We start from the raw sequence: 13012 nt of genomic DNA on the forward strand, positions 1-13012 counted from the left end.
GAAAGGCCAGGACCATCCATGCGCATCCTCGGAATCAACGCCCTGTTCCACGACCCCGCCGCCGCGCTGGTGATCGACGGCCATACCGTCGCCGCCGCCGAGGAGGAGCGGTTCTCCCGCCGCAAGCACGGCAAGCGACCGGTGCCGTTTTCCGCCTGGGAGCTGCCGGAGAAGGCCGCCGCGTGGTGCCTGCGGCGGGCCGGCCTGCGCCCGCAGGACCTGGACGCCGTCGCCTACTCCTACGATCCGGCCCTCGCCCGGCCGGCCGGCGAGATGGGCCTGGACGACCCCTGGGACCACCTGCGGCAGACGTACGCCCGGGAGGCGCCGGGCTTCCTGAGGACCGCGCTGCCCGGGCTGGACCCGGAGATCGTGCGGTTCGTGCCGCACCACATGGCGCACGCCGCGTCCGCCGCGTACTGCGCGGACGGCGCCGAGGACTCCTCGGTGCTCGTCCTGGACGGCCGCGGGGAGCGTGCCTCGCACCTGGCCGCACGCCGGGTCGGGGACAAGCTGGAGCCGCTGCACGCGCAGGAGCTGCCGCACTCGCTCGGGCTGGTCTACGAGGAGCTGACCGGGCATCTGGGCTTCCTGCGCTCCTCGGACGAGTTCAAGGTGATGGCCCTGGCCTCGCACGGCACCCCGCGGATGCTCCAGGAGCTGCGCCGCCACGTGTACCCGACCGGTGACGGCGGCTTCCACGCCACCGGCGTGCCCTGGCACGAGTTCTGTCCGCCGCGGGGCGCCGAGGAGCCCTGGACGCAGGAGCACGCGGACGTGGCGGCGAGCGCCCAGGCGGTGCTGGAGGAGACCCTGCTCGACCTGGTGCGCTGGCTGCACGGCAGGACGGGGCACAGCGTGCTCACGCTGGCCGGCGGCGTCGCCCTGAACTGCGTCGCCAACTCGCGGATCGCCCGCGAGGGCCCGTTCTCCCGGGTGTGGGTGCAGCCCGCGGCCGGTGACGCGGGCACCGCGCTGGGCGGCGCGCTGCTGCTGGCCGCCGGGGAGGGGGACTCCCCGGAACCGATGACCGGCGCGGACCTGGGCCGGGACTGGACGGACGCCGAGCTGGGGGCGTGGCTGAAGACGGCGGCCGTGCCGTTCGAGCGTCCGCCGGACATCGCCGGGACGGTGGCGCGCACCCTCGCGGACAACGGCATCGTCGCCTGGTTCCAGGGGCGTTCGGAGTACGGTCCGCGGGCGCTCGGCCATCGTTCGCTGCTCGCCCATCCGGGGCACGCGGGCAATCTGGAGCGACTGAACGACGTGAAGGGCCGTGAGCAGTTCCGGCCGGTGGCGCCGATGGTGCTGGCCGACCGGGCCGCCGGGATCTTCGACGGGCCGCTGCCCAGCCCGTACATGCTGTTCGTGCACGAGGTGGCCGAGTCCTGGAAGGACCGCATCCCGGCCGTGGTGCACGTGGACGGCACGGCCCGCATCCAGACCGTCGACCCGGTCCGGGAGCCGCTGGTGGCGCGGATGCTGCGCGAGTTCGAGCAGCTGACGGGGCTTCCGGTGGTGGTCAACACCAGCCTGAACACGGCGGGCCGGCCCATGGTCGACGACCCGCGCGACGCGCTCGAGTGCTTCGGCTCCTCCCCCGTGGACCTGCTCGCCATCGGCCCGTACGCGATCCGGCGCGGCGACTTCTTCCGCGCCGCCGGCGACGGGCGGCTCCGATGAGCGCGTACGGGGCGCGGCAGCCGGACGCGCCCGGCGCGCGGACGGCGTACGCCGTCGTGGTCCCGACGCTCGGCCGCCCCGGTCTGGGCGTGTGCCTGCGTGCCCTGGCCGCCGCCGACGGGCCGCCCCCGCAACGGCTGGTGCTCGTCGACGACCGGCGCCGGGTCACCGGCGGGCCGCTCCTCGCGCGGGTGCCGCAGCCGCTGCGGGCGCGCACCACGGTCGTCGCGGGCGGCGGCCGGGGGCCCGCCGCCGCCCGCAACGCCGGGTGGCGCGCGGCCGGCGCGGTGCCGTGGATCGTCTTCCTGGACGACGACGTGGTGCCCGGCCCCACCTGGGCCGCCGACCTGGCCCGGGACCTGGCCGCCGCGACGGCCGGCACCGCGGCGGTGACGGCGCGGATCGAGGTGCCGCTGCCCGGCGGCCGGCGCCCCACCGACTGGGAGCGCAACACCGCCGGGCTGGCGCGTGCCCGCTGGATCACGGCCGACATGGCGTACCGGCGTACGGCGCTGGAGGCGGCGGGCGGCTTCGACGAGCGGTTCCGGCGGGCCTTCCGGGAGGACGCGGACCTGGCGCTGCGGGTGACGGCGGCGGGCTGGTCGGTGGCCGAGGGGTCGAGGACCACGACCCATCCGGTGCGGCCCGCCGGCCGGTGGATCTCGGTACGGCTGCAGGCGGGCAACGCGGACGACGTCCTGATGACCCGGCTGCACGGCCGTGGCTGGTGGCGGCGGGCGGGCGCGCCGCGCGGGCGGCTGCCCGCGCACGCGGCGGTGACCGGGGCCGCGGTGGCCGCGCTGTCCTGCGCGGCGCTGGGCCGGCCGCGGGGCGCCCTGGCGTGCGGGGCGCTGTGGCTGGCGGGGACGGCGGAGTTCGCGCTGGCCCGGATCCGGCCGGGGCCGCGGACCCGGGACGAGGTCGTCACCATGGCACTCACCAGTCTCGCGATCCCGCCCGCCGCCGTCTGGCACTGGCTGCGCGGGCAGGTCGTCCACCGGGGGGCGCCGCCGTTCGAGGTGCCGGGGACCGGCGGCCCGCCGGGGGTGCGGCCGGAGCCGGAGCCGGAACGGGTGGGCCCATGACCACCCAGCCGTGGATCTTCACGGGAGCTTTGGCGTCCGCCCGTGACCCCGCCCGCGCTCCCGGCGACGGCCTGCCGGCGGCCGTCCTGTTCGACCGGGACGGCACACTGGTCGCCGATGTGCCGTACAACGGCGACCCGGCCCGGGTGCGGCCGATGCGCACGGCGCGCGCGGCGGTGGACGCGGTGCGCTCACGCGGGATCGCGGTCGGGGTGGTGAGCAACCAGTCCGGGGTGGCGCGCGGGCTGCTGACCCGGGCCCGGGTCGAGGCGGTCCAGCGCCGGGTGGAGGAACTGCTCGGCCCGTTCGCGGTGTGGGCGGTGTGCCCGCACGGTCCGGACGACGGCTGCGCCTGCCGCAAGCCCGCACCGGGCCTGGTCCTGGCCGCGTGTGCCCGGCTCGGCGTGGACCCGTCCCGCAGCGTGGTGATCGGTGACATCGGTGCCGATGTGGCGGCGGCCCGTGCGGCGGGCGCCCGGGGGGTGCTCGTGCCGACGCCGGTGACCCGTCCGGAGGAGACGGCCGGGGCCGCGGAGACGGCACCGGACCTGCTGGCGGCGGTACGGCTGGTGCTGGGCCCGGATCCGCGGTGGCCGGGATCGGGGCCGGAACGGCCGGCGGCGGGCCCGGAGACGGAGCGGCCGGGGCCGGGCGCGGAACGGGGGTGGGCGGGGCTTGAACGGCCGGAGGCGGAGCGCCGGACGCGGCGGACGGATTCCGAGCGGCGCGGGGGGAGGCCGGAGGCGGAGCGGCCGCAGGCGGGCCCGGACCCGCGGCGGCCGGGGTCGGCGTGGGCGGAGGCGGACCGGCGGGGGCGCGGACCGAGCGAGGAGCGGCGGACGCACGGGCCGGACGAGGAGCGGCGGACGCACGGGCCGGACGAGGAGCGGCGGACGCGGGGGCCGGACGGCTCCGTCATCGCCGTACGGACGGCGGCCGCCTCATGAGCGCCGCTCCCCGGACCCTCGTGGTGCGTCTCGACAGCGCCGGTGACGTGCTGCTCGCGGGGCCGGCCGTGCGGGCGGTGGCCGCCGGGTCGGCGTACACCGCGCTGCTCTGCGGACCGCAGGGCGAGCAGGCCGCGCGGATGCTGCCGGGCGTGGACGAGGTGCTGGTGCACGACGCCCCCTGGGTGGGTCTGGAGCCGGCGGCGGTGTCGCGGGAGGCGACGCGGCGGCTGCTCGGGGAGCTGGCGGAGCGCCGCTTCGACCGGGCGCTGATCCTGGTGTCGTACCACCAGAGCCCGCTGCCCGCGGCGCTGCTGCTGAAGCTGGCGGGAGTGGGCTGGACGGCGGCGGACAGCGAGGACTATCCGGGCGCGCTGCTCGATCTGCGCCACCACCGGCGACCGCACCGGCACGAGGCGCTGGCCGCGCTGGATCTGGCGCGGGACGCCGGGTTCGCGCTGCCGCCGGGTGACGACGGGGCGCTGCGGGTGACGCCGCCGCCGGACACCACGCGGCTCACCGGCGACGAGCCGTACGTGGTGCTGCATCCGGGCGCCGCCGTACCGGCCCGGGCGTGGAGTGCGCAGCGGGCGGCGCGGGCGGTGGCGGCGCTGGCCGCGGAGGGGCACCGGGTGGTGGTCACCGGGGGGCGCGGGGAGCGGGAGCTGACCGCGCGGGTGGCGGGGCGGCACGCGCTGGATCTGGGCGGGGCCACGGATCTGCGGCAGCTGGCGGGGGTGCTGGCCGGGGCGCGGGTGGCGGTGACCGGGAACACCGGTCCGGCGCATCTGGCCGCGGCGGTCGGCACTCCGGTGGTGTCGCTGTTCGCCCCGGTGGTGCCGGCCGAGCGGTGGCGGCCGTACGGGGTGCCGTTCGTGCTCCTGGGTGATCAGCGGGCGGCCTGCGCGGGGACGCGGGCGCGCCGCTGTCCCACGCCGGGACACCCGTGCCTGGACGGGATCGGGGACGCCGAGGTGCTGGCCGCGGTGGCCGAGCTGGGCGGCGGCCGTACGACCGACCGACCGGTCGGGATGAATAACTTGACGGAGACAAGAAAGACGGCTCATCAGACAAATGTGACAAAAGGGGCGAACGAGCAAGGAGTGGCCCGGTGAACATCCTCCTGTGGCACGTGCACGGATCCTGGACGACGGCGTTCGTCCAGGGCCCGCACACCTACCTGGTCCCCCTGCTCCCCGGCCGCGGCCCGGACGGACGCGGCCGCGCCCGCACCTTCTCCTGGCCCGCGTCCGTCCGCGAGGTGTCCCCCGGCGAGCTGCGCGAGGCGGAGGTCGACCTGGTCGTCCTCCAGCGCCCGCACGAGATGGAGCTGGCCGAACGCTGGCTCGGCGGCCGGCGCCCCGGCCGCGACGTACCCGCCGTCTACCTGGAGCACAACGCCCCGGACGGCGACGTACCGGACACCCGGCACCCGTTCGCCGGCCGCGACGACCTGACCCTCGTCCACGTCACCCACTTCAACCGCCTCTTCTGGGACAACGGCACCACCCGCACCGAGGTGATCGAGCACGGCATCGTCGACCCCGGCCACCGCTACACGGGCCGGCTCGCCCGCGCGGCGGTCGTCGTCAACGAGCCCGTGCGGCGCGGCCGGTACACCGGCACCGACCTGCTGCCCGCCCTGGCCGGGGCCGCGCCGCTGGACGTCTTCGGCATGCGCACCGAAGGACTCGCCGCCCACCTCGGACTGCCCGAGGAACGCTGCCGCACCCGGGACCTGCCGCAGGACGAGCTGCACGCGGCGATGGCCGAGCGGCGGCTCTACGCGCACCCGGTGCGCTGGACCTCCCTCGGGCTGTCCTTGCTGGAGGCCATGCACCTGGGCATGCCGGTGGTCGCGCTGGCCACCACGGAGGCCGTCGAGGCCGTCCCGCCCGGCGCGGGCGTGCTGTCCACCCGCCCCGAGGTGCTGGCCGAGGCCGCCCGCCGGTATCTCGCGGAGCCCGAAGCGGCGGCCGAGGACGGGGCACGGGCCCGCCAGGCGGCGCTCGGACGGTACGGGCTCAAGCGCTTCCTCGACGACTGGGAGCGCGTGCTGACGGAGGTGCGCTCATGACGGCAACGGCCGGTTCCCTGACCGCCGCACCGGACGCCGGGGGCCCCGGCTCCCTCGACATCGCGCTGGTCTCCGAGCACGCCAGCCCGCTCGCCACGCTCGGCGGGGTGGACGCCGGCGGGCAGAACGTGCACGTCGCCGCGCTCGCGGGGGCACTCGCCGACCGCGGGCACCGGGTGACCGTGCACACCCGCCGGGACGGCCGGGAGCTGCCCGACCGGGTGCCGCTGCGGGACGGCGTCGAGGTGCACCACGTGCCCGCCGGGCCGCCCGAGCCGCTGCCCAAGGACGAACTCCTCCCCCACATGGATGAGTTCGGCCGGCAGCTCGTCCGGGTCTGGCGGTCCCGGCCGCCCGACCTGGTCCACTCCCACTTCTGGATGTCCGGCCTCGCCGCGCTGCACGCCGTGCGCGCCCTCGACCTGCCGCTGCTGCACACCTATCACGCGCTCGGCACGGTCAAGCGCCGCCACCAGCAGCTCGCCGACACCAGCCCGCCGCAGCGCGTCGCGCTGGAGACCGAGGTGGGCCTGGGCTGCGACCGGGTGATCGCCACCTGCCGGGACGAGGTCGCCGAACTGGCCCGGATGGGCGTGCGCTCCGACAAGGTGAGCGTGGTCCCCTGCGGGGTCGACACCGAGCTGTTCACCCCGCAGGGCCCGGCCGCCCCGCGCGGCCCGTACCCCTACCGGCTGCTCCAGCTCGGGCGGCTGGTGCCGCGCAAGGGCGCCGCGGTGTCCATCGCCGCACTGGCGCTGCTGCCCGACACCGAACTCGTCGTGGCCGGCGGCCCGCCCGCACACCGGCTCGACGACGACCCGGAGGTACGGCGGCTGCGGGAGATCGCCCGCCGGGCCGGGGTCGCCGACCGGGTCCGGTTCACCGGCGGAGTGCCCAGCCGGCAGGTTCCGGCCCTGCTGCGCGGCTCCGACGTGGTGCTGTGCCCGGCGGACTACGAGCCGTTCGGCATCGTGCCGCTGGAGGCGATGGCCTGCGGCGTCCCCGTGGTGGCCAGCGCGGTCGGCGGCCAGCTCGACACCGTCGCCGACCCCGGCACCGGCCGCCTGGTGCCGCCGCGCGACCCGCGGGCGCTGGCCCGGGCGGTCGCCGATCTCCTCGGCCGCCCGGCGACCCGGACGGCGTGCGGCGCGGCCGGCCGCCGCCGGGTGCTGCGCCGCTACACCTGGGCCAGGGTCGCCGCCGAGACCGAGGCGGCGTACTGCGCCGTCCTGGAGGCCGCGACGGCCGTGACGGAGGTGGTCTGAGCGAGCGCCCGAGGAAGCACCGGCCGCACGGGCTCCGAGGGAGCACCGGCCGCCCGCCCGTCACCGCCGCGAGCACCGACGTTCGAAGGAGGTGCGGGTTCCGCCGCCGTCGTCCCGAGGCGGTGGGCCCGACCAGCATGAGCGAATCCCCCGCACTCGCCGCCGCCCGCCTGCACTGCCGGTCCCTCGAGCAGGCCCTCGTCCGGCTGCGCACCGACGGCCTCGGCCGGCTCACCGACTGGGGCGGCCGGCTCGCCGCCGTCCTGCCCGCCGGCGGCCGGCTGCTCGCCGCGGGCAACGGCGGCAGCGCCGCCCAGGCCCAGCACCTGACCGCCGAACTGGTCGGCCGCTACCGGCAGGAGCGGCCCGCGTTCTCCGCGATCTCCCTGCACGCGGAGACCTCCAGCCTCACCGCCATCGGCAACGACTACGGCTTCGACCAGGTCTACGCCCGGCAGGTCGCCGCCCACGGCCGCCCCGGTGACGTGCTGGTGCTGCTGTCCACCTCCGGCCGCAGCGCCAACCTGATCGGCGCCGCCGTCGCGGGCCGCCGCGCCGGCCTGCGGGTCTGGGCCCTGACCGGGCCCGCCCCGAACCCGCTGGCCGAGGCCGCGCACGAGGCACTGTGCGTCGACGCGGACTCCACGGCCACCGTGCAGGAGGCCCATCTGGTCGCCGTGCACCTGCTTTGCGCGGGCTTCGACGCGGCGCTCGGCACCGAGGCCGCCGTCCGGGAGCGGGCCACCGTCACCGGGAGGGTGTCGTGACGGGGCCGCGACGGCTGGTGGTCGTGGGGGACGTGCTGCTCGACGAGGACGTCGAGGGCGTCGCCACCCGGCTGGCCCCGGACGCGCCCGCGCCCGTCGTGGACGTCACCGACGACCGGCGCCACCCCGGCGGGGCCGGCCTGGCCGCCGCGCTGGCCGCCCGCGGCGGGCGGGAGGTCGTCCTGGTGACCGCGCTCGGCGACGACGCCGCCAGCGAGGCCGTACGGCGGCAGCTGCGCGGCCGGGTGCGGCTGGTCGAGATTCCGCTGCGCGGCAGCCTCCCCGTGAAGACCCGGGTGCTGGCCGGCGGCCGGCCGCTGGTCCGCATCGACCGGGGCGGCGGCGAACCGGGACAGCCCGAACCCGGGGAGCCCGACGAGGCGGTGCGCAAGGCGCTGGCCGAGGCGCACGCCGTGCTGGTGGCCGACTACGGGCGGCACACCGCGCGGGCCGTACGGCGGCATCTGGAGGCGGTCGTCCCGCGCACCCCGCTGGTGTGGGACCCGCACCCGAAGGGCGACCCGCCGGTGCCCGGGGCCCGGCTCGTCACACCGAACGCGGCCGAGGCGCGCGGCCTGTGCCCCGGCGAGGGCGAGTCGCTGCGCGCGTACGCCGAGCGCGGGTCGTGGCTCGCGGACCGCTGGCAGGCGGCCGGGGTCGCGGTGACGCTCGGCGAGCGCGGGGTGCTGCTGACCCGCCCGGCCGGGGGAACCCCGATGCTGGTCCCGGCCCCGTACCGGGCCGGCGGTGATCCGTGCGGCGCGGGTGACTGCTTCGCCGCGACGGCAGCCGCGGCGCTCGCCGACGGGGCGCTGCCCGAGGAGGCGCTGCAGCGGGCGGTCGCCGAGGCCGCCGCGTTCGTGGCGGCGGGCGGCGCCGGCAACCCGGCGCTGTGGCGCACCGAACCCGACCCGCCCTCCCGGCAGGCCCCCGCCACGGACCCGTTCGCCGTGGCCGAGCGGGTCCGGGCGCGCGGCGGCACCGTCGTGGCCACCGGCGGCTGCTTCGACCTGCTGCACGCCGGGCACGTCGGGCTGCTGGAGAGCGCCCGGCGGATCGGCGACTGCCTCATCGTGTGCCTCAACTCGGACGCCTCCGTGGCCCGTCTGAAGGGCCCCGGCCGTCCGATCAACCCGGTGGCGGACCGGGCGAGGGTCCTCCAGGCGCTCGGCAGCGTCGACGCCGTCGCGGTGTTCGACGAGGCCACCCCGCAGGAGCTGCTGTCCCGGCTGCGGCCCGACGTGTGGGTGAAGGGCGGCGACTACTCCGTGCAGGAGCTGCCCGAGGCGGAGACGCTGCGCGCGTGGGGCGGGCAGGCGGTGGTCCTGCCGTACCTGGACGGCCGCTCGACGACGATGCTGGCCCGGCGGGCCGCGCGGGCCGCCGTCCCGCTGAAGCCCGGCGGGCCGGCGGCGTGAGCCGGGAGCCCCGCACGGCCCGGCCGAGCGCACTGGTGCTGCGCGCGCTCGGCCTCGGCGACCTGCTGACCGCGGTCCCCGCCCTCAAGGCGCTCCGCCGCCACCTGCCCGGTCACGAACTCGTGCTGGCCGCCCCCGGGCGGCTGGCCGGCGCGGTCGCGGCGACCGGTGTGGTGGACCGGCTGCTGCCCGCCGAGGCGCCGGGCCGGGCCGTACCCGCCGCCCTCGCGTGGCCGGGTGAGCGCCCGGACCTCGCCGTGGACCTGCACGGCAACGGCCCGCCGAGCCGTCTGCTGCTCCAGCGGCTGCGCCCGCGCCGGCTGTTCGCCTACGCGCACCCCTCCGCGCCCGGCGCCTCGGGCCCGGTGTGGCGGGAGGACGAGCACGAACGGGAGCGCTGGTGCCGGCTGCTCACCTGGTACGGCGTCCCCGCCGACCCCGCCGACCTGTCGGTCCCGGCGCCCGCCACGCCCTCCCCCGCGCCCGGCGCGGTCGTGGTCCACCCGGGCGCGGACGCCGCCGCCCGCCGCTGGCCGCAGGAGCGCTTCGCGGCCGTCGCCCGGGACCTGCGCGCGGCCGGTCACCGGGTGGTGGTGACCGCGGGCGCGGGTGAGGACGCCCTGGCCGGGCAGGTGGCGGAGCGGGCCGGGCTGCCCGCCGGGTCCGTGCTGGGCGGCACCGCCGACGTCCCGTTCGACCGGCTGGCGGCACTCGTCGCGGGCGCCCGCTGCGTGGTGGTCGGCGACACGGGCCTGGCCCATCTTGCCACGGCCCTGGGCACCCCGTCCGTCGTCCTGTTCGGCCCGGTCGCCCCCCGCCTGTGGGGTCCCCCGCCCGGCCCCCGCCACCGCGTCCTGTGGCACCCCAGCGCCGACCCGTCCGCCCGTCCCGGCGACGCCCACGGCCGGACCCCGGACGAGCGGTTGCTGCGGATCACGGTGGAGGAGGTGCTGACGGCGGTGTACGACCTCATGGGCCCCGCCCCCCGGCCGGCCGGACCCGCTCCCGCCGGCCGTCCGCCGGCGGGAGCCCCGGCCGCCCGCTGACCCGACGCCGCGACGGGGGTGTCCGCGGCCAGGGGCAGTCACCGGGCGCCGCCTGCGAGGTCCCTCCCGCCTCACCCGTACGCCCGCGTTACGCGCGCCCCCGCGAGGGCACCCGGGGGCCTGGGCGGGCCCCGCCCCCGGGAGCCGCCGCAGCCACGATGGAGGGAGTGACATGGGACACGGAGGAAACGTCATCGACGAGCTGGTGACGGATCACCGGGAGGTCGAGACGCTGTTCGGGCGGATCGAGGCCCTGCCGTCGGGTGACAAGGACCGCAAGGTCTACGCGGACCAGGTCGTCATGGAGCTGGTGCGTCACTCGGTCGCCGAGGAGGCCCATCTGTACCCGGCCGTGCGCGAGCACGTGCCGAACGGGGACGCGCTGGCCGACAAGGAGCTGGAGGACCACGCCAAGGCCGAGCAGATCATGAAGGATCTGGAGGGCTGCGACGCCGGGGACCCCGAGTTCGACCGCCTCATGGGCATGCTCATGATGGAGATCCGCTCGCACGTGGCGGACGAGGAGGAGAACCTCTTCCCCCTGCTCCGCCAGTCGTGTCCGGCCGAGGCCCTGGACGAGCTGGGCGAGAAGGTGCGCACGGCGAAGAAGATGGCGCCGACCCGGCCGCACCCGGCCGCCCCGGACAAGCCCCCGGCCAACAAGATGCTCGCGCCCGGCATGGGACTCGTCGACCGGATGCGCGACGCCCTGAGCGGCCGGGGGAAGAAGGACTGAGCCCCGTCCGGGGCACGGGTCCCTCGCCCGGCGCAGGGGCAGCGGTTCCTCCGGTCCGCGCACGACGGCGGCCGTGGCACACAGCCACGGCCGCCGTCGTGCGCGCCGGTGTGCCCGCCCTCAGCCGACGTACCGGCGCGCGGGCGACCTCCGCTGCGCCTCCTCCAGCAGGGCCAGCCGGGCCTCCAGTTCGGGCGGGACGGGGTCGCGCTGGCGCAGCACCCAGGGCAGGCCGGCCGCCGCGTGGGCGAAGGCACGCGCCGAGGCCCGGTCGTGCGGCACCGTGCGCAGCAGGTACCAGGTGCGGCGCAGCGCCGACGGCAGGGGACGGCGCAGCCAGGTGAACCACAGGGTGTTCCGCAGGCCGAGCACGCGCCGGTGGGTGCTGTCGCGGACCGGGGAGGCGGCGTGATGGATGGTGATCTCGGGGACGTAGCAGAGCCAGTGCCCGCGCCGCAGCAGGTCGGTGGCGAGCAGTTCCTCCTCGCCGCCGAGCCACAGCCCGGGGTGGAAGCCGCCGACGGACCGGAAGGCGTCGGCACGCATCACGGTGGCGGCGGCCAGGAACGAGCCGAGGGCCGGGCCGGGCAGCCAGTCGGGACCGGTCAGGGGCGAGTCGCGCAGTTCGGCGACGACGGGGTCCTCCGCCCCGGACGGCTCGACCACGATCCGGGCGGTCACCGCGGCGACCGCCGGGTGCGCGTCGAGCACGTCCGCCGCGCGGCGCAGGGAGCCGGGCTCCCACCAGGTGTCGTCGTCGCAGAAGGCCACGTACGGGGTGCGCGTGTGCCGCACCGCGAGGTTGCGGCCGATGGCACCCAGGTTGCGTCCGGGCCGCAGCAGCAGCACCTCCGGGTGGTCGCGGGCGACGGCCTCGGCGGTGCCGTCGCGGGAGCCGTTGTCGGTGACGATCACCGGGGGCCGTTCCGGCAGGTCGCGCAGCGTGCGCAGGGTGCGCAGCAGTTCCGGCCGGCGGTCGCGGGTGATCACCACCACGGTGGTACGGCCGTCGGGCCCGGTCGCGTCGTCGGTCATGGCTGCCTCCGGTCCAGCAGTCGGGCCGCCCGTTCCACCCGGTCGGGCAGCGGCGCGCGGTGTCTGAGGGCGGCGGGGAACCGGGCGACGGCGCCGCGCAGGGCGGCCCCGGCGGCCGGTTCGCGGCGTACGGCCTCGCCGACCAGTCGAGCCGTGCTGCGCAGGGCGACGGGGACGGGGCGGCGCAGCCAGGCGGTGAGCACCTCGTTGCGCCGCTGGGCGGCGGAGCGGCCGGGCCGTCCGCCGGGGTCGGGGTGGTGCAGGGCGGTCACCGAGGGCACGTAGGCCACGCCCCAGCCGCGCGCGGCGACGTCGTAGGCGAGCAGGGTCTCCTCGCCGCCGAAGAACAGCACCGGGTGGAAGCCCCCGGCGTCGAGGAAGGCACGGCGCCGCACCACGGACGCGCAGGCGAGGAAGCCGAGCACGGGGGTGCCGGGCAGCCCGGGGTCGGGGGGCAGCGGGGAGGCGGCCAGGACGCGGTTCAGCGGATCCTCGGCGGCGTCCGGGCCGACGAGGGTGCGCGCGGCGAGGAGACCCAGGCGGGGGTGGGCGTCGAAGGTGTCGGCGGCGGCGGCCAGCGCGCCGGGGGCCCACCAGGAGTCGTCGTCGCTGAAGGCGACGTAGGGGGTGGTGGCGTGCCGGACGGCGAGGTTGCGGCCGAGGGCCCCGGTGTTGCGCCCGGGGCTCAGCACGCGGGCGCCCGCCGGGTGGTCCAGGACCGCGTCGGCGGTGGCGTCGGCGGAGTCGTTGTCCACGACGATGACGGGGGGACGTTCGGGCAGTTCGGCCAGCCGGTCCAGGGTCCGCAGCACGCTCGCGCGGCGGTTGCGGGTGATCACGGCGACGGTGATCCGCCCGGCCGCGGGCGCGCGGGCCGGGACGGCGGGGGTCGGGGCCTGCTGGTGCACGGGGTCGCTCACGTCCTTCCGTCGCGGAGCCGGAGCACGGCGCGG

General features: G+C 77.8%; 12 protein-coding genes. 10 read left to right on the forward strand and 2 right to left on the reverse strand.

Annotated features, from left to right (window positions below):
* Positions 1-18: 18 nt before the first annotated feature.
* The 10 genes from SGLAU_RS04635 to SGLAU_RS04680 all read left to right on the forward strand — a co-directional run bounded on the left by SGLAU_RS04635 (position 19) and on the right by SGLAU_RS04680 (position 11024).
* On the forward strand, positions 19-1683 hold the full coding sequence (locus tag SGLAU_RS04635) for a carbamoyltransferase (protein WP_043498589.1): 1665 nt from the start codon (positions 19-21) through the stop codon (positions 1681-1683).
* Positions 1680-2768: a glycosyltransferase family 2 protein gene (locus tag SGLAU_RS04640; RefSeq protein ID WP_052413626.1), complete on the forward strand. Its 1089-nt coding sequence runs from the start codon at positions 1680-1682 to the stop codon at positions 2766-2768. Before SGLAU_RS04635 ends, SGLAU_RS04640 begins: the two co-directional genes overlap by 4 nt.
* A complete protein-coding gene (locus SGLAU_RS36920) occupies positions 2765-3715 on the forward strand; it encodes an HAD-IIIA family hydrolase (protein WP_078957600.1) in 951 nt (316 codons plus the stop codon). Before SGLAU_RS04640 ends, SGLAU_RS36920 begins: the two co-directional genes overlap by 4 nt.
* Complete coding sequence (locus tag SGLAU_RS04650) at positions 3712-4830, forward strand: glycosyltransferase family 9 protein (protein WP_078957601.1); 1119 nt, start codon at positions 3712-3714, stop codon at positions 4828-4830. Before SGLAU_RS36920 ends, SGLAU_RS04650 begins: the two co-directional genes overlap by 4 nt.
* The gene (locus SGLAU_RS04655) at positions 4827-5792 is read left to right on the forward strand and encodes a glycosyltransferase (protein WP_043498591.1); all 966 of its coding nucleotides are present in this window, start codon (positions 4827-4829) and stop codon (positions 5790-5792) included. Before SGLAU_RS04650 ends, SGLAU_RS04655 begins: the two co-directional genes overlap by 4 nt.
* Positions 5789-7057, forward strand: a complete 1269-nt coding sequence (locus SGLAU_RS04660; protein WP_052413627.1) for a glycosyltransferase — start codon at positions 5789-5791, stop codon at positions 7055-7057. The genes SGLAU_RS04655 and SGLAU_RS04660 overlap by 4 nt, the downstream gene beginning before the upstream one ends.
* 137 nt (positions 7058-7194) lie before the next feature.
* The gene (locus SGLAU_RS04665; RefSeq protein ID WP_043506289.1) at positions 7195-7824 is read left to right on the forward strand and encodes an SIS domain-containing protein; all 630 of its coding nucleotides are present in this window, start codon (positions 7195-7197) and stop codon (positions 7822-7824) included.
* Positions 7821-9242 (forward strand): D-glycero-beta-D-manno-heptose 1-phosphate adenylyltransferase, encoded by a 1422-nt coding sequence (rfaE2, locus tag SGLAU_RS04670; RefSeq protein WP_043498592.1) that lies wholly within the window; start codon positions 7821-7823, stop codon positions 9240-9242. Before SGLAU_RS04665 ends, rfaE2 begins: the two co-directional genes overlap by 4 nt.
* Positions 9239-10288 carry a glycosyltransferase family 9 protein gene (locus SGLAU_RS04675; RefSeq protein WP_043498593.1) on the forward strand — a complete coding sequence of 350 codons (1050 nt, stop codon included), beginning with the start codon at positions 9239-9241 and terminating at the stop codon, positions 10286-10288. Before rfaE2 ends, SGLAU_RS04675 begins: the two co-directional genes overlap by 4 nt.
* 172 nt (positions 10289-10460) lie before the next feature.
* On the forward strand, positions 10461-11024 hold the full coding sequence (locus SGLAU_RS04680) for a hemerythrin domain-containing protein (RefSeq protein ID WP_043498594.1): 564 nt from the start codon (positions 10461-10463) through the stop codon (positions 11022-11024).
* A 120-nt stretch (positions 11025-11144) separates the two neighbouring features.
* Here SGLAU_RS04680 and SGLAU_RS04685 read toward each other — a convergent pair whose 3' ends face one another.
* On the reverse strand, positions 11145-12059 hold the full coding sequence (locus SGLAU_RS04685; protein WP_043498596.1) for a glycosyltransferase family 2 protein: 915 nt from the start codon (positions 12057-12059) through the stop codon (positions 11145-11147).
* Positions 12056-12979: a glycosyltransferase family 2 protein gene (locus SGLAU_RS04690; RefSeq protein WP_412556217.1), complete on the reverse strand. Its 924-nt coding sequence runs from the start codon at positions 12977-12979 to the stop codon at positions 12056-12058. The genes SGLAU_RS04685 and SGLAU_RS04690 overlap by 4 nt, the downstream gene beginning before the upstream one ends.
* Positions 12980-13012: the final 33 nt, after the last annotated feature.

It is taken from the genome of Streptomyces glaucescens, assembly GCF_000761215.1.
Classification (GTDB): Bacteria; Actinomycetota; Actinomycetes; order Streptomycetales; family Streptomycetaceae; genus Streptomyces; species Streptomyces glaucescens_B.

Excerpts from the sequence above, each read along its gene's own strand:
- SGLAU_RS04635 (WP_043498589.1), top strand. The coding sequence starts at position 19 with ATGCGCATCCTCGGAATCAACGCCCTGTTCCACGACCCCGCCGCCGCG.
- SGLAU_RS04640 (WP_052413626.1), top strand. The coding sequence starts at position 1,680 with ATGAGCGCGTACGGGGCGCGGCAGCCGGACGCGCCCGGCGCGCGGACG.
- SGLAU_RS36920 (WP_078957600.1), top strand. The coding sequence starts at position 2,765 with ATGACCACCCAGCCGTGGATCTTCACGGGAGCTTTGGCGTCCGCCCGT.
- SGLAU_RS04650 (WP_078957601.1), top strand. The coding sequence starts at position 3,712 with ATGAGCGCCGCTCCCCGGACCCTCGTGGTGCGTCTCGACAGCGCCGGT.
- SGLAU_RS04660 (WP_052413627.1), top strand. The coding sequence starts at position 5,789 with ATGACGGCAACGGCCGGTTCCCTGACCGCCGCACCGGACGCCGGGGGC.
- SGLAU_RS04665 (WP_043506289.1), top strand. The coding sequence starts at position 7,195 with ATGAGCGAATCCCCCGCACTCGCCGCCGCCCGCCTGCACTGCCGGTCC.
- SGLAU_RS04680 (WP_043498594.1), top strand. The coding sequence starts at position 10,461 with ATGGGACACGGAGGAAACGTCATCGACGAGCTGGTGACGGATCACCGG.
- SGLAU_RS04685 (WP_043498596.1), bottom strand. The coding sequence starts at position 12,059 with ATGACCGACGACGCGACCGGGCCCGACGGCCGTACCACCGTGGTGGTG.